The sequence below is a fragment of the Paraglaciecola sp. genome (genome assembly GCF_030730205.1).
Classification (GTDB): domain Bacteria; phylum Pseudomonadota; class Gammaproteobacteria; order Enterobacterales; family Alteromonadaceae; genus Paraglaciecola.
In genome coordinates, this window is the sequence record NZ_JANQVQ010000331.1 from 50,950 (window position 1) to 70,562 (window position 19,613).

At 42.6% G+C, this 19,613-nt stretch carries 21 protein-coding genes and 1 pseudogene; 7 read left to right on the plus strand and 15 right to left on the minus strand.

Translation table 11 applies throughout. The annotated features are described in order from the left end of the window. The first annotated feature begins 243 nt into the window (after nt 1-243). Nucleotides 244-816, plus strand: coding sequence for a paraquat-inducible protein A (locus tag NWQ57_RS21885; protein WP_306024316.1), 573 nt, complete (start codon nt 244-246; stop codon nt 814-816). Between the two features lie 5 nt (nt 817-821). Here the strand turns inward: NWQ57_RS21885 and NWQ57_RS21890 are convergent, their stop codons facing one another. From NWQ57_RS21890 to rpsJ, 12 genes are all read right to left on the minus strand, one after another. Continuing rightward, nucleotides 822-1,547 (minus strand): ABC transporter substrate-binding protein, encoded by a 726-nt coding sequence (locus NWQ57_RS21890; protein ID WP_306024317.1) that lies wholly within the window; start codon nt 1,545-1,547, stop codon nt 822-824. A 283-nt stretch (nt 1,548-1,830) separates the two neighbouring features. Continuing rightward, nucleotides 1,831-2,085 carry a 30S ribosomal protein S17 gene (gene rpsQ / locus NWQ57_RS21895; RefSeq protein ID WP_306024318.1) on the minus strand — a complete coding sequence of 85 codons (255 nt, stop codon included), beginning with the start codon at nt 2,083-2,085 and terminating at the stop codon, nt 1,831-1,833. Next, on the minus strand, nt 2,085-2,276 hold the full coding sequence (rpmC, locus tag NWQ57_RS21900; protein WP_306024319.1) for a 50S ribosomal protein L29: 192 nt from the start codon (nt 2,274-2,276) through the stop codon (nt 2,085-2,087). The genes rpsQ and rpmC overlap by 1 nt, the downstream gene beginning before the upstream one ends. Beyond that, complete coding sequence (gene rplP, locus NWQ57_RS21905; protein ID WP_068376635.1) at nt 2,276-2,686, minus strand: 50S ribosomal protein L16; 411 nt, start codon at nt 2,684-2,686, stop codon at nt 2,276-2,278. The genes rpmC and rplP overlap by 1 nt, the downstream gene beginning before the upstream one ends. A 5-nt stretch (nt 2,687-2,691) precedes the next feature. Beyond that, nucleotides 2,692-3,399 (minus strand): 30S ribosomal protein S3, encoded by a 708-nt coding sequence (gene rpsC, locus NWQ57_RS21910; RefSeq protein ID WP_306024320.1) that lies wholly within the window; start codon nt 3,397-3,399, stop codon nt 2,692-2,694. 9 nt (nt 3,400-3,408) lie between these two features. Continuing rightward, on the minus strand, nt 3,409-3,741 hold the full coding sequence (gene rplV, locus NWQ57_RS21915) for a 50S ribosomal protein L22 (RefSeq protein ID WP_068376641.1): 333 nt from the start codon (nt 3,739-3,741) through the stop codon (nt 3,409-3,411). A gap of 11 nt (nt 3,742-3,752) precedes the next feature. Continuing rightward, the gene (rpsS, locus tag NWQ57_RS21920; RefSeq protein WP_011573392.1) at nt 3,753-4,028 is read right to left on the minus strand and encodes a 30S ribosomal protein S19; all 276 of its coding nucleotides are present in this window, start codon (nt 4,026-4,028) and stop codon (nt 3,753-3,755) included. A gap of 15 nt (nt 4,029-4,043) precedes the next feature. Further along, nucleotides 4,044-4,868, minus strand: coding sequence for a 50S ribosomal protein L2 (rplB, locus tag NWQ57_RS21925; protein ID WP_306024321.1), 825 nt, complete (start codon nt 4,866-4,868; stop codon nt 4,044-4,046). 14 nt (nt 4,869-4,882) lie between these two features. Next, the gene (gene rplW, locus NWQ57_RS21930; protein WP_306024322.1) at nt 4,883-5,185 is read right to left on the minus strand and encodes a 50S ribosomal protein L23; all 303 of its coding nucleotides are present in this window, start codon (nt 5,183-5,185) and stop codon (nt 4,883-4,885) included. Next, on the minus strand, nt 5,182-5,787 hold the full coding sequence (rplD, locus tag NWQ57_RS21935) for a 50S ribosomal protein L4 (RefSeq protein ID WP_306024323.1): 606 nt from the start codon (nt 5,785-5,787) through the stop codon (nt 5,182-5,184). Before rplD ends, rplW begins: the two co-directional genes overlap by 4 nt. A gap of 18 nt (nt 5,788-5,805) precedes the next feature. Then, nucleotides 5,806-6,444, minus strand: a complete 639-nt coding sequence (rplC, locus tag NWQ57_RS21940) for a 50S ribosomal protein L3 (RefSeq protein ID WP_306024324.1) — start codon at nt 6,442-6,444, stop codon at nt 5,806-5,808. A gap of 17 nt (nt 6,445-6,461) precedes the next feature. After that, the gene (gene rpsJ, locus NWQ57_RS21945) at nt 6,462-6,773 is read right to left on the minus strand and encodes a 30S ribosomal protein S10 (protein ID WP_008845776.1); all 312 of its coding nucleotides are present in this window, start codon (nt 6,771-6,773) and stop codon (nt 6,462-6,464) included. 313 nt (nt 6,774-7,086) lie between these two features. Between rpsJ and NWQ57_RS21950 the strand changes: the two genes are divergently transcribed. The 5 genes from NWQ57_RS21950 (at nt 7,087) to fusA (ending at nt 16,697) form a co-directional block, all read left to right on the plus strand. Next, nucleotides 7,087-7,359 carry a hypothetical protein gene (locus NWQ57_RS21950; protein ID WP_306024325.1) on the plus strand — a complete coding sequence of 91 codons (273 nt, stop codon included), beginning with the start codon at nt 7,087-7,089 and terminating at the stop codon, nt 7,357-7,359. Nucleotides 7,360-7,632: 273 nt separating this feature from the next. Then, nucleotides 7,633-9,783: an ATPase, T2SS/T4P/T4SS family gene (locus tag NWQ57_RS21955; protein WP_372340963.1), complete on the plus strand. Its 2,151-nt coding sequence runs from the start codon at nt 7,633-7,635 to the stop codon at nt 9,781-9,783. Nucleotides 9,784-9,960: 177 nt separating this feature from the next. Beyond that, complete coding sequence (locus NWQ57_RS21960) at nt 9,961-13,275, plus strand: amidohydrolase family protein (protein WP_306024327.1); 3,315 nt, start codon at nt 9,961-9,963, stop codon at nt 13,273-13,275. Between the two features lie 164 nt (nt 13,276-13,439). Next, nucleotides 13,440-14,456, plus strand: a complete 1,017-nt coding sequence (locus tag NWQ57_RS21965; RefSeq protein WP_306024328.1) for a GGDEF domain-containing protein — start codon at nt 13,440-13,442, stop codon at nt 14,454-14,456. A gap of 147 nt (nt 14,457-14,603) precedes the next feature. After that, entirely contained in the window at nt 14,604-16,697 is a 2,094-nt protein-coding gene (gene fusA / locus NWQ57_RS21970; RefSeq protein ID WP_306024329.1) for an elongation factor G, read from the plus strand. A gap of 162 nt (nt 16,698-16,859) precedes the next feature. Here the strand turns inward: fusA and NWQ57_RS21975 are convergent, their stop codons facing one another. Then, a complete protein-coding gene (locus tag NWQ57_RS21975) occupies nt 16,860-17,609 on the minus strand; it encodes a peptidylprolyl isomerase (protein WP_306024336.1) in 750 nt (249 codons plus the stop codon). Between the two features lie 182 nt (nt 17,610-17,791). After that, on the minus strand, nt 17,792-18,844 hold the full coding sequence (locus NWQ57_RS21980) for an aldo/keto reductase (RefSeq protein WP_306024330.1): 1,053 nt from the start codon (nt 18,842-18,844) through the stop codon (nt 17,792-17,794). 151 nt (nt 18,845-18,995) lie between these two features. On the opposite strand from NWQ57_RS21980, the gene NWQ57_RS21985 reads away from it, so the two are divergent. Further along, on the plus strand, nt 18,996-19,472 hold the full coding sequence (locus tag NWQ57_RS21985; protein ID WP_306024331.1) for a YciI family protein: 477 nt from the start codon (nt 18,996-18,998) through the stop codon (nt 19,470-19,472). Between the two features lie 64 nt (nt 19,473-19,536). On the opposite strand, the pseudogene NWQ57_RS21990 reads toward NWQ57_RS21985, so the two are convergent. Beyond that, nucleotides 19,537-19,613, minus strand: a pseudogene (locus tag NWQ57_RS21990) (FKBP-type peptidyl-prolyl cis-trans isomerase); the annotation flags it as partial.

The window sequence follows — 19,613 nt, forward strand, 5'->3', positions numbered from 1 at the left end:
AAAACTCGATATGAAAATAATTGTAAACAGAATACTTTTCACTGAGATGACCACAAAAAACAACATGACGCTAGTGTAGCTGTTGTAGAATTTTTAAACGTATTACCGATGGCCAATAGGTATTTGATAAAATACCTTTATTTAATGAATGGTGACAAATGATTATTTATTACATTTTTATGCTGCAATTCACAAATTAAGCCTTTAATCTGTCAAGCAAATACACATCTTACTATCCACTGCATGTATAAAAAACATTTAGGTTTCGCCTTTAATATATTGTCTTTAGGCTTATTTTTCCCCGGTATATTACTCACTATGTTTATGCTTGATATGAGTATGCTCGTTGATCTCAGCGGTTCTAGTTTGTCTTCAGCCCTCGTGAATAAAGAGTTATCAATCATAGATACTATTCAAGAATTGTGGCAAGACGATAGAATACTCGTGGCTAGTCTAATTTTTATGTTTACGGTTTGTATTCCGCTCTTAAAGACCATGGTGATGACTGTGGCTTATTTTACTAAAAACCTGATTATGGAACGTCGTTTAGTTAACTTTGTTAATAACATCAGTAAGTGGTCAATGGCTGACGTCTTCGTAGTGGCAGTTTTTTTAGCTATTTTGTCTACTAACCATGCAGACACCGTGAATACCCAACAACTTTCAATATTTGGCTTTAAAATAGTATTTGAAGTCAGTACACAAACATTTTCAGCTGCTGGGGAAGGCTTCTATTATTTCACAGCCTACTGTTTTTTATCCATGTTGGGGACCCAGTTTGCGTCGTCCTATATTCAAAGCAAACAGTGTAGATAGCGCTTTTATTCATAAGAGCTAAGTCTGTCTTGGTGATTTGTGTAATGCAGTAGAATTCTTTGAATCTCGCCGTTTTGCTTTAAGGAATTTATCGCCTTATTTATATCAGGGACTAAATGACTGTATTCGGCCCTTAATCTCATCACCATATACCCCTGAGTATGAATACTTCCTAAACTGATAGGCACATGATGTTTAGCCGACCAATACCTAGCGGCGAATTGTTCCATAATCGCAACGTCGTAACGTTTTTTCGCCAAGCCTAAAATGACTTCACTTTCAGAACGAAAATCTACCCGTTTAAAATGCTCATCATCATAATAGTAATAACCTGAAACCGTGCCGACGGGTTTACCATAAGCAGAAGAAGCCTGTAAATACGACTTAGCATGTACGGGTAAACTGATAAAATATTCACTGATTTGAAATAAGGCATCACTAAAAACAAATCGCTCCTTATCATCGGGAGATAACCAATCAGGATTTACAAAATCGAAGTCTAGTTCATCAGCATATAAGGCCTTCACGGCGCGCTTGGTCGGCATGTAAGAGTAGACAAAATCAATTTTTGCTCGCTGAAACAACAGAGGAGTGAGTTCGATAAAGATGCCTGGATTATTCGGATCGTCAGTAATATCAAATGGCACCCAGGTGCCCTCTATATCACGGTTTCCTCTTAACGTTTGAGAATGCTGTGCATGACAAAAAGGAGTGAGAATAATTATAATCAAACACAGCCTTAGCAAGATATTTTTGACCTTTAGGGCTTGAGCCAGATTTCTTTTATTTTGAGATTGGCACAAATATAGACTAGAAATAAATGTCTCTTCTGAATAACAATGTCATCGAAAAGTAACAGAAATAAGGACGCTTGCACAAGAGAAAATTTTTCAAGCAATCATCAAGACAAGTGTGGATTGATAGGCATTAAAATCAGCCACAGTGAAAACAACGACGCAAACAAAAAAGGCACAGTTCTCACGAACTGTGCCTTTTAGCATTCAAAACTATCGCTTATTGAGCTTTAGTTACGATTTCTACCAATGTCCAATTTTTGGATTTAGACAAAGGACGGCATTCACGTACTGTGACTACGTCGCCTTCGCTACATTGATTAGTTTCATCGTGAGCGTGTAGCTTAGTAGTACGCTTAATGAACTTCCCATAAATAGGGTGTTTTACTTTACGTTCTACCGCAACAGTAATGGTTTTATCCATTTTGTTGCTAACCACACGACCTTGTACTGTACGAATAGTTTGTTCAGTCATTACGCATCAGCCTTTTCAGTCAGAATGGTTTTAACACGCGCAATATTACGACGCACTTTACGAAGACCATCAGTTTTTTCAAGCTGACCAGTACTCGCTTGCATACGCAAGTTGAATTGTTCACGTAATAAACTTAAAAGTTCTGTGTTCAATTCTTCAACGCTTTTTTCTTTCAGTTCTGTCGCTTTCATTACATCACCGTCCGAGTTACAAAGGTGGTTTTAAACGGCAGTTTCGCAGCTGCCAATTCAAATGCTTCGCGAGCTAATGCTTCTGGAACACCGTCCATTTCATATAACACACGACCAGGTTGAATTTGGCATACCCAGTACTCAACGCTACCTTTACCTTTACCTTGACGCACTTCGAGAGGCTTCTGAGTAATTGGTTTGTCAGGGAAAACCCGAATCCAGATTTTACCTTGACGTTTAACAGCACGAGTCATGGCACGACGAGCCGATTCGATTTGGCGAGCAGTCATACGACCACGGCCAACTGCTTTAAGAGCGTAAGTTCCGAAACTTACGTTGCAACCAGTGGCTAAACCACGGTTACGACCCTTATGCATTTTACGGAACTTCATACGTTTAGGTTGTAACATAATTATTAGCCCTCACGCTTAGCAGTACGAGGCTTCTTCTTAGGTGCAGGGGCAGCAGCTGGCTGCTCATGAGTAAGAGGCATTCCGCCTAATACTTCACCTTTAAAGATCCATACTTTTACGCCAATGATACCGTAAGTAGTTAAAGCTTCTGACGTTGCATAGTCGATGTCGGCACGGAAAGTGTGTAATGGTACACGGCCTTCACGATACCATTCAGTACGTGCAATTTCAGCGCCGCCTAGACGACCGCTTACTTCAACTTTAATACCTTTGGCTCCAATTCGCATTGCGTTTTGAACCGCGCGCTTCATAGCACGACGGAACATAACACGGCGTTCTAACTGGCTTGCGATGCTATCAGCAACCAATTGGCCATCTAGTTCTGGCTTACGCACTTCAGCGATGTTGATCTGAGCTGGCACACCGGCTAACTTAGAAACATGCTTGCGGATCTTCTCAACGTCTTCACCTTTTTTACCGATAACTACACCTGGACGAGCAGTGTGAATAGTCACACGGATCGCTTTTGCAGGACGCTCGATAATGATTTTAGACAAAGAAGCCGCTTTAAGCGCTTTAGTCAGATACTGACGTACCTGATGGTCGTTAAAAAGGTTATTTGCATAATCTGCAGTATTCGCGTACCAGGTAGATGTCCATGGTTTGCTGATACCCAGGCGTATACCTGTAGGATGTACCTTCTGTCCCATTATCTTCTCCTAGTTATCAGACACAACAACAGTGATGTGACTGCTACGCTTAAATATACGATCAGCACGGCCTTTGGCTCTTGGCTTAATACGCTTCATAGTTGGACCTTCGTCAACGAAGATTTGTGAGACAGTCAATTCATCGATGTCTGCACCTTCGTTATGTTCGGCGTTCGCAATCGCTGATTCTAATACTTTTTTGATTAGATCGGCGCCTTTCTTCGGACTATAAGTCAAAAGTTCTAGTGCCTTTTCAACGTGTAAACCACGAATTTGATCTGCTACCAAGCGTGCTTTCTGAGCCGAAGTACGGGCATGACAATGTTTAGCTAAAGCTTGCATTTTTATCTCCCTTATCTCTTGGCTTTCTTATCCGCGACATGGCCGCGGTAAGTACGCGTTGGCGCAAATTCGCCCAACTTATGGCCGACCATTTCGTCAGAGACGAATACTGGAACATGTTGGCGACCGTTATGGACCGCAATGGTCAACCCAATCATATCTGGGATGATCATAGAACGACGAGACCAAGTTTTGATTGGCTTCTTGTCGTTCTTTTCCACTGCAGCCTCAACCTTCTTCAACAAGTGTAGGTCTATGAAAGGACCCTTCTTGAGAGAACGTGGCATGGTGAATCCTCGCTATTACTTATTACGACGACGTACGATAAGTTTATCGGTACGCTTGTTACTACGTGTTTTCTTACCCTTAGTAGGAATACCCCAAGGTGTAACAGGATGACGGCCACCAGAGGTACGACCTTCACCACCACCATGTGGGTGATCTACAGGGTTCATGGCAACACCGCGCACTGTTGGGCGAACACCGCGCCAACGAGTTGCACCAGCTTTACCAAGTGAACGTAGCATATGTTCTGCATTACCGATTTCACCTACGGTGGCACGGCAATCTGCCAATACTCGACGAACTTCACCAGAACGTAAACGAAGAGTTATATAACCTTCGGCACGAGCTAGAATTTGCGCGTAAGTACCTGCTGAACGAGCAATTTGTGCGCCTTTACCCGGCTTCATTTCAATGGCATGTACCGTAGTACCCACTGGCATGTTGCGCATTGGTAAAGTATTACCAGCTTTAATCGCTGCATCAGGACCAGATTGAATCTGATCACCGGCTTTTAAGCCTTTAGACGCTAGGATATAACGACGCTCACCATCTGCATAAAGCACAAGTGCAATATTAGCAGAACGGTTAGGATCGTATTCTAAACGCTCAACAACAGCAGGAATGCCGTCTTTGTTACGTTTAAAATCGATTAAACGGTAATGCTGCTTGTGACCACCACCAATGTGACGCACGGTAATGCGACCATTGTTGTTACGACCACCAGACTTGCTATTCTTTTCTAATAAAGGTGCATGAGGTGCGCCTTTATGTAAATCAGGGTTGGTTACCTGAACTACGTGACGACGACCAGGAGAAGTCGGTTTAGCTTTCAATAATGGCATATCTAATCCCCTTCTTACTCTGCGCCGCCAGTGAAGTCGATGTCTTGACCTTCTTTAAGCACGACGTAGGCTTTTTTCCAGTCTTTACGCTTACCAAAAGATGCACCGTGACGTTTAGTTTTTCCCTTAACGTTTAAGGTACGAACAGAGGCGACTTCAACTTCAAACATTTTTTCAACTGCTTGCTTGATTTCTTCTTTGTTCGAATCTTTGGCTACTTTAAGTACAACAGTGTTGTTCTTTTCAGCAGCTAGCGTAGCTTTTTCAGAAACATGTGGTGCTAATAACACCTTAAGTAGACGCTCTTCATTGATCATGCTAACGCCTCCTCTAATTGCTTCACTGCAGCTGCAGTCATCAATACTTTCTCAAATGCAATAAGACTTACTGGGTCAATGCCCTGAACATCACGTACGTCAACTTTATATAAGTTGCGAGCAGACAAGAATAAATTCTCATCAACTTCTGATGTCACAATAAGCACATCTTTAAGTTCAAGAGCAGCTAATTTAGAAAGTAATTCTTTCGTCTTAGGGCTCTCAACTGAAAACTGTTCGACCACGATTAAACGGTCTTGACGTACCAATTCAGACAAGATGCTTTGAATCGCACCACGGTACATCTTCTTGTTAACTTTTTGGCTATGATCTTGTGGCTTGGCAGCAAAAGCTACACCACCTGAACGCCAAATTGGGCTACGGATTGTACCAGCACGGGCACGACCAGAACCTTTTTGTTTCCAAGGTTTTTTTCCACCACCGCGAACTTCAGAGCGTGTTTTTTGTGCTTTAGTACCCTGACGGGCGCCTGCACCGAATGCAACTACTACTTGATGTACTAGTGCTTCGTTAAATTCACGTCCAAAGGTTGCTTCGGATACTTCAAGAGCGCTTTGCGCATCTTTCAATACTAATTCCATCACTTAACTCCCCAGACGTTACGCTTTAACTGCAGCTTTAATGATGACATCGCCACCCGGAGCTCCAGGAACGTTACCTTTCACTAATAAAAGGTTGTTCTCTAGATCAACACGTACTACATCCAAAGACTGAACGGTGATGCGCTTGTTACCAAGCTGACCAGCCATTTTTTTGCCTTTGAAAACTTTACCTGGACTTTGGTTTTGACCAATTGAACCAGGTGCACGGTGAGACAAAGAGTTACCGTGTGAGTTACGTTGATGACTGAAATTCCAGCGTTTAATAACACCAGCAAAACCTTTACCTTTTGAGGTACCCGCTACGTCAACTAATTTAGTTTCAGCAAACATTTCAACAGTTAATTCACTGCCTACTTCAATGCCTTCGCCTTCATTAGCGTCTAAACGGAATTCCCACAAACCGCGACCAGCATCAACACCCGCTTTAGCAAAATGACCTGCTTGAGCTTTGTTAACGCGGCTAGCTTTTTTATCGCCAGCAGTTACTTGTAGCGCTTTATAACCGTCTGTTTCTTCAGTACGTAACTGAGTCACACGATTAGGAGTTGCTTCAATAACAGTCACAGGGATTGAAACGCCATCTTCAGTGAAGATGCGAGTCATACCTACTTTACGACCGATAAGACCAATCGCCATGTTAAAACCCTCTCTTGTTAGCCCAGGCTGATTTGAACATCAACACCAGCAGCCAAGTCCAATCTCATTAAAGCATCTACTGTTTTATCAGTAGGCTCAATGATATCTACCAAACGCTTGTGTGTGCGGATTTCATACTGATCACGTGCATCTTTATTTACGTGAGGAGAAACCAACACTGTGTAGCGCTCTTTACGAGTAGGTAGTGGAATAGGTCCGCTAACCTGAGCACCTGTACGCTTCGCAGTTTCAACGATTTCAGCCGTAGACTGATCGATCAATTTATGATCAAACGCTTTCAAACGAATACGAATTCTTTGATTTGGCATCGATTAAGCTCCAATCGAAAGAACAAAAAAAATCATCCTCAACCACCTAAATCCGGGTGGGGGGATGTGTGTGTTTACCGCTAACCCCCAATTGGGGTCTTGTAGTTAAGATTGCCTTTGTAGCCGAAGCTCTAAGTCAAAATCACTGTTCATCAGAACAAGTGGGCGCGAATTATACATGCGCTGATTTATTATGCAATACCAATTAACAAAAATTGTAGTAATGATTGTGGCTATGATTCAGATCAAACTCTTCACCAGGTTACATACCTACAATGAGAACTTAAAGCAGGGGCTTTATGGTGGAGAAATAATGAAAAATAAGCGTCTATTGTTATTATTAAAAATCTGCATGTTTACAGGAATGGGTTTAATTACTCTAGGTCTGTATTTTCATTTATTCAACGACACTATCGAAACCATGGGGATCCGAGGAATTCTCATCAGTGCAGCATGTGTCGCTGTGGGCATGATATTATCAATACCCACTAAAATGGTTCTGACCTTTATATTAGTCAATCGCGAAATTAAGCACGATTTAAAAGTCAAACAACTTCGCTCAAAACGGCAACGCACAAAAGCTTAATGCAAAGTTGCAGGTCTCTGCACTCTGGTACTTGCCACATCTTTAACAGAGCTAAATCATCAAGCCTTACAGCGTCTTTGATATCTTAGTGTCAAAAGTGTTACTGCCTGATACCTATAGATAGTAAAAGCTATTTGCCTAAGATATTGGCTACGTTATAGTAGATGCTTGAATTAAAAAAGATTAAACATAAAAATAACGATGACTAACCCTGACATTCACGCCGATAAACTGAAACATATTAACCAGCTCCTGGCGGCTCACCCATCGTTGATGGATGCCTATGGCAAGCTTGAGCCTTTCATTCTTGAGTTGTTTAATACCGAACGTATGAGTATTTTTCAACGTCGTCGCCAACATCAGGATTTAGTCGCACGTTTTAAAACAGGTAAAGAAACAAAAGAAATCAAGGTTCCTATTAGCCCCTTGTCTATTGCCGGGTATGTCGCACTGAGTCAAAGCCCACTACTTATTAACGACCCATATAGTAAAGAAGAACTTGCCGCTATCCACCAGCGCCTTAAATTCGCTGACCGTTTTGATAAAAACTCCACTTTTAAAACCCGAAATGTCATTTGCGTGCCCATACTTGATTCGGGTGTATTGATGGGTGTTATGCAGATTATCAATAAAAAGGAAGGAGCCTTCGAACAAGCTGATCTGGATCTTGCTAATGCAGTGGCGGAGATAATGGGCAAAAAGTTTCGCTATGAATTAGGGGGTACCAGTAAACCTTTTGATTATTTAGTGCATCGTAAACTCATCACTGAAGACCAATTAAGCAAAATTTGTGAAGCGAGTGGTGATAATCGACAAATTGTTCAACGCTTAACCTCTGAATATCGAATCCCAGACGAAGAATTAGGTAACGCTTTATCCGTGCACTTCCAAGTGCCATTTCTACCTTATTTACCCGACAAATATCATATGTTTCAAAGTGAGAGCCGACTTAACCTCTCGTATCTAAAACGTAACTTTGTCGCAGTGCTGGCAGACGTGGCTGAAAACCCCATTGTATTAATGGCTGAGCCCAATAATGCAGCCCTGCTAATGGAAATAGAAAGTGCACTGGGTATCGATAGCTATGAGATATCAGTAAGTTTACCCAATATTGTATTGCAATATTTAGGTGAGGCTGTCGGTGGTGCAGGCCCGGGCGCTATGGATGAAATTCTCGATGAAATCAGTGGCAGTGCAGACGAGCTAGATGAAAGTACCGATGAAATGTCAGATGATGCGCCCGCAGTGGTGCGTTTGGTAAGCCGTGTTTTACATGATGCAAAACGACTGAATGCTTCTGATATTCACATTGACCCTGAAAAGAACGCCCCCACTCGCGTCAGAATGCGTATAGACGGTGTATGTCGAGATATAACCCAAGTACCTGCCTCGCACCATAGCGCGGTAATTGCGCGTATCAAAATCATGTCCAATTTAAATATTGCCGAAAAACGGGTTCCACAGGATGGTAAATTATCCTTTCGCATGAGTGGCCAATTAATTGAAGTTCGGGTAGCAACCATTCCGACTGTGGCGGGTGAAGGCGTAGTTATGCGTATTCTTGCCTCTGGCGGCGCCCTACCCATTGGCAAAATGAATTTGTCTCCTAATAACTATGCCACCATAGAAACTATGGTTAAGAAACCCCATGGTATTTTGTTAGTGGTGGGCCCCACAGGTTCGGGTAAAACCACCACACTGCACGCCATTCTTGGACACATTAATACGCCTGAGAAAAAAATCTGGACCGCAGAAGATCCGGTAGAAATAACCCAAGCTGGTCTGCAACAAGTACAAGTCAGTCCTAAAATTGGTTTCACCTTTGCTAACGCTTTGCGCGCTTTTTTGCGGGCCGACCCCGACGTAATTCTAATTGGTGAGATGCGGGACAAAGAAACTGCCCATGCGGGTATTGAAGCTTCACTGACCGGTCACTTGGTCTTTTCAACCTTGCACACTAACTCAGCACCAGAAACCATTACCCGTTTATTGGACTTAGGCCTTGACCCGGTAAACTTTTCAGATGCTTGTGTGGGCATTCTGGCTCAGCGTCTCGTGCGTACCATTTGCCCCAATTGTAAAGAGAAATATCCAGCCAGCGAAGTTGATACCGCCTTTATAAAACGCCAGTATGGCGAAGCTTATATTGCAGAATTGAACCTGCCGGAGCAAATCATGCTAACCCGTGGCAAAGGCTGTGATGAGTGTGGCAATACCGGTTATCGTGGACGTACTGGTGTCCATGAGTTATTAGCCATGACCGCCGAACTACGGGCACTGGTATATAAAGAAGCCTCAGTACATGAAATGAAAGCCCAAGCCATGAAAGACGGTATGCGCACTCTGACACAAGATGGCATATTAAAAGTGTTGAAAGGTGATACAGATATCGCGCAAGTACAGATTATTAGTGGTTTATCATAATAGTTAGTGAATATCTGAACGCTCTATTTTGAGCGTTTTTTTTACACTTTGCGTACACGCTTTTTTGCATTGATATTAGTAAAGGTCGTACATCTTTATTAGACTCTCTAATCAGCTACGCTAGAGCAGTAAAAGTGCGTCAGCCATACTAAAAAATAAAATACGGCAGGAAAATCCATGATTAAAATTAATACCACATTATTGGGCATGACCCTTGTTTGTGCTTTTGCGGCATGCAGCCACGTTTTTGCTGCCGAAGAAACAAAAGAAAAACCCAAATGGGATGTGCTTAACCCTCCCTTTCCTTTGCAAAGCTTACGCATTGAAACCGAACAAACGACATGGTCAAGCCTGGATATCACTCCAGACGGTAAAACGATGGTGTTTGACATGTTGGGCGATTTATATGAAGTGCCCTTGTCTGGCGGTCAAGCCAAAGCCCTAACGCAAGATTTTGCGTGGAACATTCACCCAGCAGTTAGTCCTGATGGTAAGCACATTGCCTTTATTTCAGACAGAGGCGGTATTTCAAATCTTTGGGTAATGGATAAAGACGGAACAAACCTCAAACAACTCAGTAGTGAAAAGAACAATTTAATTCACTCACCTAAGTGGAGCCCTGACGGCGAATACATCGTCGTAACAAAAGGAATCATGTCTTCACGCAGTATTCCTGCAGGTGAGATCTGGCTTTATCATAAAAGTGGTGGTGACGGCTTAGCTTTAAAAGAGCGTGTGAATGGTAAAAAAGACCAAAAGAACATTGCTGATCCCGCATTTTCTGTTGATGGAAAATATGTGTATTTCACTCAAGATATCAGCGGTGGCAGCACATTTAGCTATAACCGAGATCCACTAAAGGGGCTTTTTGCTATTACCCGCTATGAGTTAGCCAACGGTGATGAAGAAACCTATATCAGTGGCACGGGCGGTGCAGTTGTGCCAACACCTTCGCCTGACGGAAAACACATTGCTTTTATTCGACGTGTGCAAGAAAAAACCGTACTGTTCGTTAAAGAAATAAGCACCGGTATTGAGACCCCACTGTACTTCGATCTTGAAAGAGACATGCAAGAAGGGTTCGGGACAGAGGGCTACTTTGCCTATTTCGATTGGACTCCTGACTCGAAAAATATTGTATTTTGGACAGCAGGAAAGTTTCATCGTTTAGATGTGGAAGACGGTTCTGTAAATACGATTCCAGTCAAAGTAAACGCAGAGCTACATTATGCAGACGCTTTACGTTTTGATGTTGATGTGGCGCCCGATACATTTAAGGTCAAAATGGCGCGCTGGACCCAACGCTCACAAGACGGCTCCACGTTGTTGTTTCAAGCCTTAGGTAAGCTGTACACCAAAGACATCAAATCTGGCAAAATCAAACGCCTCACCAAACAAAACGAATACGATGAGCTTTACCCTCGCTACTCAAATGACGGAAAAAGCATTGTCTACACCACATGGAATGATCAAAAGCTGGGAACTGTTCGCACAATCAGTGTTTCTGGTCGTAACGACAAAGTAGTCAGTACAACACCAGGTCACTATATAGAGCCGAGTTTCTCTACTGACGATAAAATGATTACTTATCAAAAAGCCACTGGTGGTTATCTACTTAGCCCTAATTATTCAGTTGAACCTGGCGTTTACGTACTTGATTTAAAATCGGGCAAAAATATACGTGTCAGTCAATCAGGTTGGGCTCCACACTTTGCCGGAGATAATAGCCGTGTGTATCTGACCACCTCAGTTCCAGGCAGCAGTTATCCAGAAACACAATTAATCAGTGTTGATTTAAATGGGGAAGACAAACGAGAGCATTTATACGGTGCGGATAATGTGTCTGAATATCGTCTGTCTAATGACAAAAAGTGGGTTGCGTTTGTGAACCAATATAATGCTTATGTTGCTCCTTTTGTTGATACAGGTAAGCGAGTAAATATAGGCCCAAAATCTTCGGCTCTACCTGTTAAACAATTATCCAGTCATGCTGGTGAATACTTAACATGGCGGGCAGATAGCCAAGCAGTCAGTTGGTATCATGGTGCAAACTACTACGAGCGCGAATTAAAAGATGCCTTTGATTTTATTGCGGGTGCACCTGAAACCCTTCCAGAGCCAGTCACTGAAGGTATTAGTGTGTCTTTTGAACAGCCAAGTGATAAACCTACTGGTTATAAAGCGATTGTGGGTGGCAATATCGTGACCATGCGAAACGCAAACAACGAGCAGGAAGTCATAGAAAATGGCGTTATCCTGATTAAGGATAATCGCATCGAAAAAGTCGGTGGCGCAGATACGGTCAAAATACCTAAGGGTACGCTAATTGTTGACGCCAAAGGCAAAACAGTTGTGCCTGGACTGGTTGACACCCATGCCCATGGCGCGCAGGGCAGCAATGAAATCATACCTCAACAAAATTGGGCGATGTATTCAAATGTCGCTTTTGGTGTCACCACCATTCACGATCCTTCAAACGACACGACAGAGATATTTTCAGCAGCAGAATTACAAAAAGCTGGAAAAATCGTGGCACCACGAATTTATTCAACAGGTACTATTTTATACGGCGCTGAGGCCTACGCTTACAAAGCCGTCATCAACACCTTAGAAGATGCGCTTTATCACGTGCAACGCCTCAAAGACACTGGCGCTATTTCAGTAAAAAGCTATAACCAACCTGCTCGCTCACAGCGTCAGCAAATTTTAGCTGCGGCAAAAGAGCTCGGTATGATGGTAGTACCTGAAGGCGGCGGTAAATTTCAGCAGAACATCAGTATGTTGGTGGATGGCCATACTGGACTTGAACACTCCTTACCTATCGCAACAGGCTACGGTGACTTAACGTCTTTATGGGCGGCAACTAAATTTGGCTATACTCCCACGTTTGTCGTGTCTTATGGTGGCATGATGGGTGAAGAATACATGTACGATCGCAACGACGTATGGCTTAACCCCCGTTTGTTACGCTATACACCAAGCTTTTTATTAGACGAACGTGCAATCGTAAGGCCCACAGCGCCAGATTCTCAATACAATCATCCTAGAGTGGCGGCCTATGCTAAAACGCTACGAGATAAAGGTGTAAGCGTGCACATTGGTGCGCACGGTCAACGTGAGGGCTTAGCTGCGCACTGGGAACTCCAACTTATGACTCAAGGTGGCTTCACCCCTTGGGAGGCATTGCGCGCGGCAACAATAGATGGCGCAACGCATTTAGGCATGGATAAACACATTGGTAGTATTGAAGAAGGCAAATTAGCTGATTTCTTTATCACCGATGGCAATGTATTGAATGATGTGAGCCGCAGTGAATATGTTGACTACACCGTGTTAAATGGTCGTATTTACGAATCAGCGACCATGAACGAAGTCGGCAGCAAAAATAAACGCCACAGCTTTTTCTTTGAAAACAATCATCAACTTTATATGCCAAAGGAAACAGCGGACGCCATCAAAGCCAAAGCACAGAAACACCACTGGGTACATTAATATTGAGCGTTAGGTAAGGTGCGCTAAGCGCCTTACCTAACTAATCTAAACCTCTGCCTCCGCTCTACTTTGCAACTAACATCGAGTAAAGGTTTAATGCTCTGTGTTTCAAGGCTAGACTACGCTTAATTTCATGTGTTTTCATTTAAGTGGGCACTCATCCAATGTCTGACAAAAATTTTGAAATGTCTTTTAGTAATTTAAAGCAAACGATTCCTTTGCTGATTAAACATAAAGTAGCCGCTTTGCCAATAAATTATGCGCTGTGGTACACCTATGTGTCGAATGAAGTACCTGAACTTAATCTTGCCTTAGAAGGGGTTATAAAGCAGGAGCGACCAATTACTGAAGCAAAAACCAAAGAACTATATCGTCAGTATTTGTCAGAGAGCCAAGAGGTGACGGCATGGGAACTACGACAAAGCATGGAAGCGATGTTAATAGAGCTAACTCAGTCAATCACTGATACTCGCAGTGAAACAAACGGCTTTAAAATTACCATGGACAACTGTGTTGACAATCTGACTAAAGTTGAAAAAGAGGGTTTATCCATCGAAGAAGTGATGGCCTTGGTGCGCAATTTAGTCAAAGAAACCCAAAATATTCGGCGCAGCACCATGAGTTTTAATTCTGCTTTAGCAGAGGCACAAACTGAAATATCAGCCTTGCGCTCGCAGCTTGAAAAAAGCCAACAAGAAGCCTTGTATGATGCCCTAACTGGCCTGAGCAACAGACGCTATTTTGATGAAGAATTAGCCAGTCATGCAGTGCATCCAAATTTGTTTTTAATTCTCGTTGATCTAGACCATTTTAAAAAAATCAATGACAACTATGGGCATGTTATGGGCGATTTAGTGCTCAAGGCCGCAGCCAAAAAAATACAGGCCTGCTGTCGAGACAGTGCCCAAGCTTTTCGCTTCGGCGGTGAAGAGTTTGCCATCATTGTGCCTAACTCAACCTTTGCTAAAACCCGAAGTTTGGCTGAAACCATGCGCCGCTCTATGGAAAAAATCGCAGTCAAAGACAAAAGAACCGGTGAAGTACTCGGCGACATTACGGCTTCATTTGGTATTGCTGAATTAAGAAAAGGAATGAATCCTTTGGTGTTAGTTGAGAGTGCAGATAAACAACTCTATGAAGCCAAACGTCTTGGACGTAATCGAGTGATGCCTATCATGTAAGCAAATTCAGCCCGTTTTACCTAAAAATAATCAAAATTTTAGACCCATGCTGGCAATATATTGATATTTCTGCAAAAAGAAATCAGCAAGCTGCAAAAATATCTTGTATAATCCCGCGCAATTTTTACTCAGACCGAAGTTGAAACAATGACAGACTTATCCTTATACAGAAACATCGGTATTTTCGCCCACGTTGACGCGGGTAAAACTACCACTACAGAACGTATCCTAAAACTTACCGGTAGAATCCATAAGACCGGTGAAGTACATGACGGTGAATCTACCACTGACTTCATGGAACAAGAAGCTGAGCGCGGTATTACTATCCAGTCAGCAGCAGTAAGCTGTTTCTGGAAAGGTCACCGTTTTAACGTTATCGATACTCCTGGGCACGTTGACTTCACCGTTGAAGTTTATCGTTCACTTAAAGTACTTGATGGCGGTATCGGCGTATTCTGTGGTTCAGGCGGTGTAGAACCCCAATCAGAAACTAACTGGCGTTATGCGAACGATTCTAAGGTTTCACGTGTTATTTTCGTGAACAAATTAGATCGTATGGGTGCTGATTTTTACCGTGTTGTTGGCCAAATCAAAAAAGTATTGGCTGCTAACCCGCTAGTTATGACGCTTCCAATCGGTATCGAAGACGAGTTTTGTGGTGTTGTAGACGTGCTAGAACGTAAAGCCTACATCTGGGACGACACTGGTTTACCAGAAAACTACAAAATTGAAGATGTTCCTGCTGACATGGTTGATAAAGTTGAACAATACCGTGAGCAATTGGTAGAAACAGCTGTTGAGCAAGACGACGATCTAATGATGGCGTATATGGATGGTGAAGAGCCTTCTATCGAAGACCTTAAGCGTTGTATCCGTAAAGGAACTCGTGACCTTGCTTTCTTCCCAACGTTCTGTGGTTCAGCCTTTAAAAACAAAGGCGTTCAAAACGTACTTGACGCTGTTGTTGACTATTTACCTGCGCCAAACGAAGTTAATCCTCAGCCATTAACTGACGAAGAAGGTAACCCAATTGGTAAATTCGCTAAAGTTGATGCGGCTGAACCTTTCCGCGCATTAGCGTTTAAAATCATGGACGACCGTTTCGGTGCCCTTACTTTCGTTCGCGTATACTCAGGTGTATTGAACAAAGGTGATAGCATCCTTAACTCTTTCACTGGTAAGACTGAGCGTATTGGCCGTATGGTTGAGATGCAAGCAAACGAACGTCTTGAAATCAGCTCTGCAACTGCCGGTGACATCATCGCAATCGTGGGCATGAAAAACGTGCAAACTGGTCACACTCTTTGTGATCCTAAGCACCCATGTACACTTGAAGCCATGGTATTCCCAGAGCCAGTAATCTCAATTGCTGTTGCACCAAAAGATAAAGGTGGTTCTGAGAAAATGGGTATCGCAATCGGTAAAATGGTTGCTGAAGATCCTACTTTCCGTGTTGAAACCGACATTGACTCTGGTGAAACCATCCTTAAAGGTATGGGTGAATTACACTTAGACATCAAAGTAGACATTCTTAAGCGTACTTACGGTGTTGACTTAATCGTTGGTGAACCGCAAGTTGCTTACCGTGAAACTATCACCAAAGAAGTTGAAGATTCTTATACCCATAAGAAACAATCTGGTGGTTCTGGTCAATACGGTAAAATCGACTATAAAATTCGTCCTGGTGAAGCTAATTCTGGTTTCGCATTTAAGTCTTCTGTTGTGGGCGGTAACGTTCCTAAAGAATTCTTCCCAGCCATTGAAAAAGGCTTCAAGGGCATGATGAATTCAGGTACCTTAGCTGGCTTCCCCGTATTAGACGTAGAAGTAGAATTAATGGACGGTGGCTTCCACGCAGTTGACTCATCTGCTATTGCGTTTGAAATTGCGGCTAAAGGTGCATTCCGTCAGTCGATTCCAAAAGCTGGTCCTCAATTGATTGAACCTATCATGAAAGTTGACGTGTTCTCTCCTGATGATCACGTTGGTGATGTAATCGGTGACTTAAACCGTCGTCGCGGTATGATAAAAGACCAAGAAGCTGGCGTAACGGGTGTTCGCATTAAAGCCGACGTACCACTAGCAGAAATGTTTGGTTATATCGGTACACTACGTACGATGACTTCAGGCCGTGGTCAGTTCTCTATGGAGTTCTCACACTACATGCCTTGTCCAAATAACGTTTCTGAGAAAGTTATTGCCGACACTAAAGCGCGTAAAGCAGCTGAAGCTAAAAAGTAATCACTTAGTGATTTAATAAGTGTTATTAAAAGCCCTGCCATTGTGCGGGGCTTTTTTATATCTAAAATAAATCTCCGTACAATTATATTCCTCTTCGCAGGCATAAAAAAAGATGGAACAAGTCCATCTTTCTAATAGCGCTATAAAGCATAAGCCAGATGATTAAACCCGACGTACTCTGCGACCCAGTAATAGTAGTGCTATCAGCGATAACCATCCAAGCGCACCACCACCGCCTGAATTTGAATCACCACCATTAGAACTGTTAATCAAGGTATTATTAGCCGGCACGATTTCAGGGTGAGTAGAAACTGCAGGATCAATAACTACCACATCAGAAATCAGTACTAAGTTTGCCTCGGTGATTTCAACCTCGTTATCTGCATCGGCAGAAGTATAATTTCTAAGTGGCATACTGGTTGCTGCTCCGCCTAAATTGAAACGATTGAGCGCTGCAATAGCATCAACTATTTGCATGCCATCACCGAGCACCTGACCGAATACAGTGAACCCACCATTTTGCACATCTAAGTTTGCACTGTTGTTATCTAAATTAAAAAACCATTGAGAAGTCGCACTATTTACATTACCGCCTTGTTTCGCCATGGCAATGGTGCCACGCACATTAGACAATTTAGGCTCATTTTGCGCAGGAGTTCCGGTGGCAACATTGTCCAAAGGAAAGTCGCCAGTATAGCTAAAGCCACCAGCCTGAACGACAAAACCCGGTTCAACGCGATGCACCACATTGTTTGCATAAGCCCCCGAGTTAACGTAACTGAGAAAGTTACTCACCGTTTGCGGGGTTGTATTGTCAAATAGATTAACTTGTACGTTTCCTAAAGATGTCCGTATTTCAACCACAGTCGCTTGACCAAATTGACTTATCGAAGACAACATTAAGCCAAACATAACCGCTTTTGGTGTTCGTTTCAGTTTTGGTAAAAATCCTTTCATATGAATATTTTTCAAGTTATTTCTGCCATTTTAATTAATTCCTCGCGCAGCTTAATTTAAGTTTATGCACATGAAAAGCAGTGACTTGTATCAATTTGCAATCACCACCCTGAGAAATTAATAGCCATTAAATATAACTAAAAGGGGAGCGGAAATTCACGCAATGTTAAGTTAATGTCCGATTTCGCTTTTGGTGATAAGGTCATTGAAAACGCCGCTATATTTTCTTTTAACTGCGACATTGAAGTCGCACCAATAATGGTCGAGGTGACGCCTTCAATCTGATCACACCAAACTAACGCTAGCTGTGATGGCGTCATATTATGCGCGGCGGCTAAGTCAACATAACGAGCAATCGCTTTTTCACTCATTGGCGTGTGACGGAATAAGCCATTGCGTTGAACTAGGGTCCAACGGCTTCCTGCTGGGCGTTGCTCGTAGAGGTATTTACCGCTTAATGCACCACCAGCCAATGGTGACCAAGGTAAATATGCCACGTTTTCTCTGACACAATTTTCAATCAAATAGGGCCAATCTTTTGAGTGCAGTAAGTTGAATTCATTTTGAATCGATACCATTTTTGGCAAACTGTGTTTTTCACTGAGCTGAAGATAGGTATTTATTCCCCAAGGAGTATCATCAGACAGTCCACAAAAGCGGATTTTTCCCGCTTTTATGCAATCATCTAAAGCTTGCAGGATTTCTAGCATTTGTTGCTTTTCATCTACCGTTTGAGTCTGCGAAAAGGATATTTGACCCGGCCAATGTTTACCAAAATGCGGAGACACACGATTAGGCCAATGTAATTGAAATAAATCAATATAATCAGTTTGCAGTCGCTTAAGAGAGGCATCGACTGCTTGGATGACTGTCTCACCGCTGATAGGCGCGCCGTCGCGTAAATAAGAAAATCCAGCACCAGCGATCTTAGTAGCTAAAACAAATTCCTTGCGACGTTTTGGGTTAGCCGCTAACCAGTGACCAATAATGGTTTCGGTACCACCATACGTCGCTTCAGCAGGGGGGACTGGGTACATTTCAGCCGTATCAATAAAATTAATACCGGCGGCTAATGCATAGTCAATTTGTTCATTAGCTTCGGCCTGATTATTTTGAATGCCCCAGGTCATTGTGCCTAAACACACCCGTGATACTTTCTCGTTACTTGAGCCTAATGTTGAATATTGCATAATTACTCTCTTTGGTTCTCACTAAACGTTAGCTTACGTTGGCGCTCATTAATTAGTGCATTATAGTGTGATGATAGTTATCGAAAAGCAACTTAACTACGTCACCGAAAAAAGTGGCAATCACCTGTTACTAACAAGGAGGAAACGTCTAATGTCATCAATCATTTTTCGCAGTCTATTTTTTACCGTTTTATTTTACAGTTTGTCGCTTAGTGCTGTTTATGCACAAGAGAATAAAAACCTATACGACCCTGTGTTAGCTCAGTCACTTGGTGCCGATGATTATGGGATGAAAAGTTATGTGTTGGTAACCTTACTCACCGGCGATAGCAACATCACTGATGAACAACAACGAAATGCGCTATTTCGGGGACATTTTGCTAACATGAATCGCCTAGCTAAGGAAAAAATACTTGTGGTTGCAGGGCCATTTATGGAGGCCGAACCGAAACGCGGTTTATACATTTTTAACGTAACAACGTTATCCGAGGCAGAAGCTTTGGTGAATACAGACCCAGCCGTACAAGCTGGAATATTTAAGTACGAACTAACTAAACTTTATAGTTCCGCAGCGCTGATGACCGTGGGAAGTACCCACAAAAAAATTCAAAAATTGGCCGTCGAGTAAAAACTAAAAAGCCAGTTACATAGGCAACTGGCTTTTTAGGATCTAACTTAGTTTACTTGAAGCATTAAGCTAGAATGTCGAGTAATTCAACATCAAAAACTAAGGTGCTGTGTGGACCAATAGCGCCGCCAGCTCCCTGTT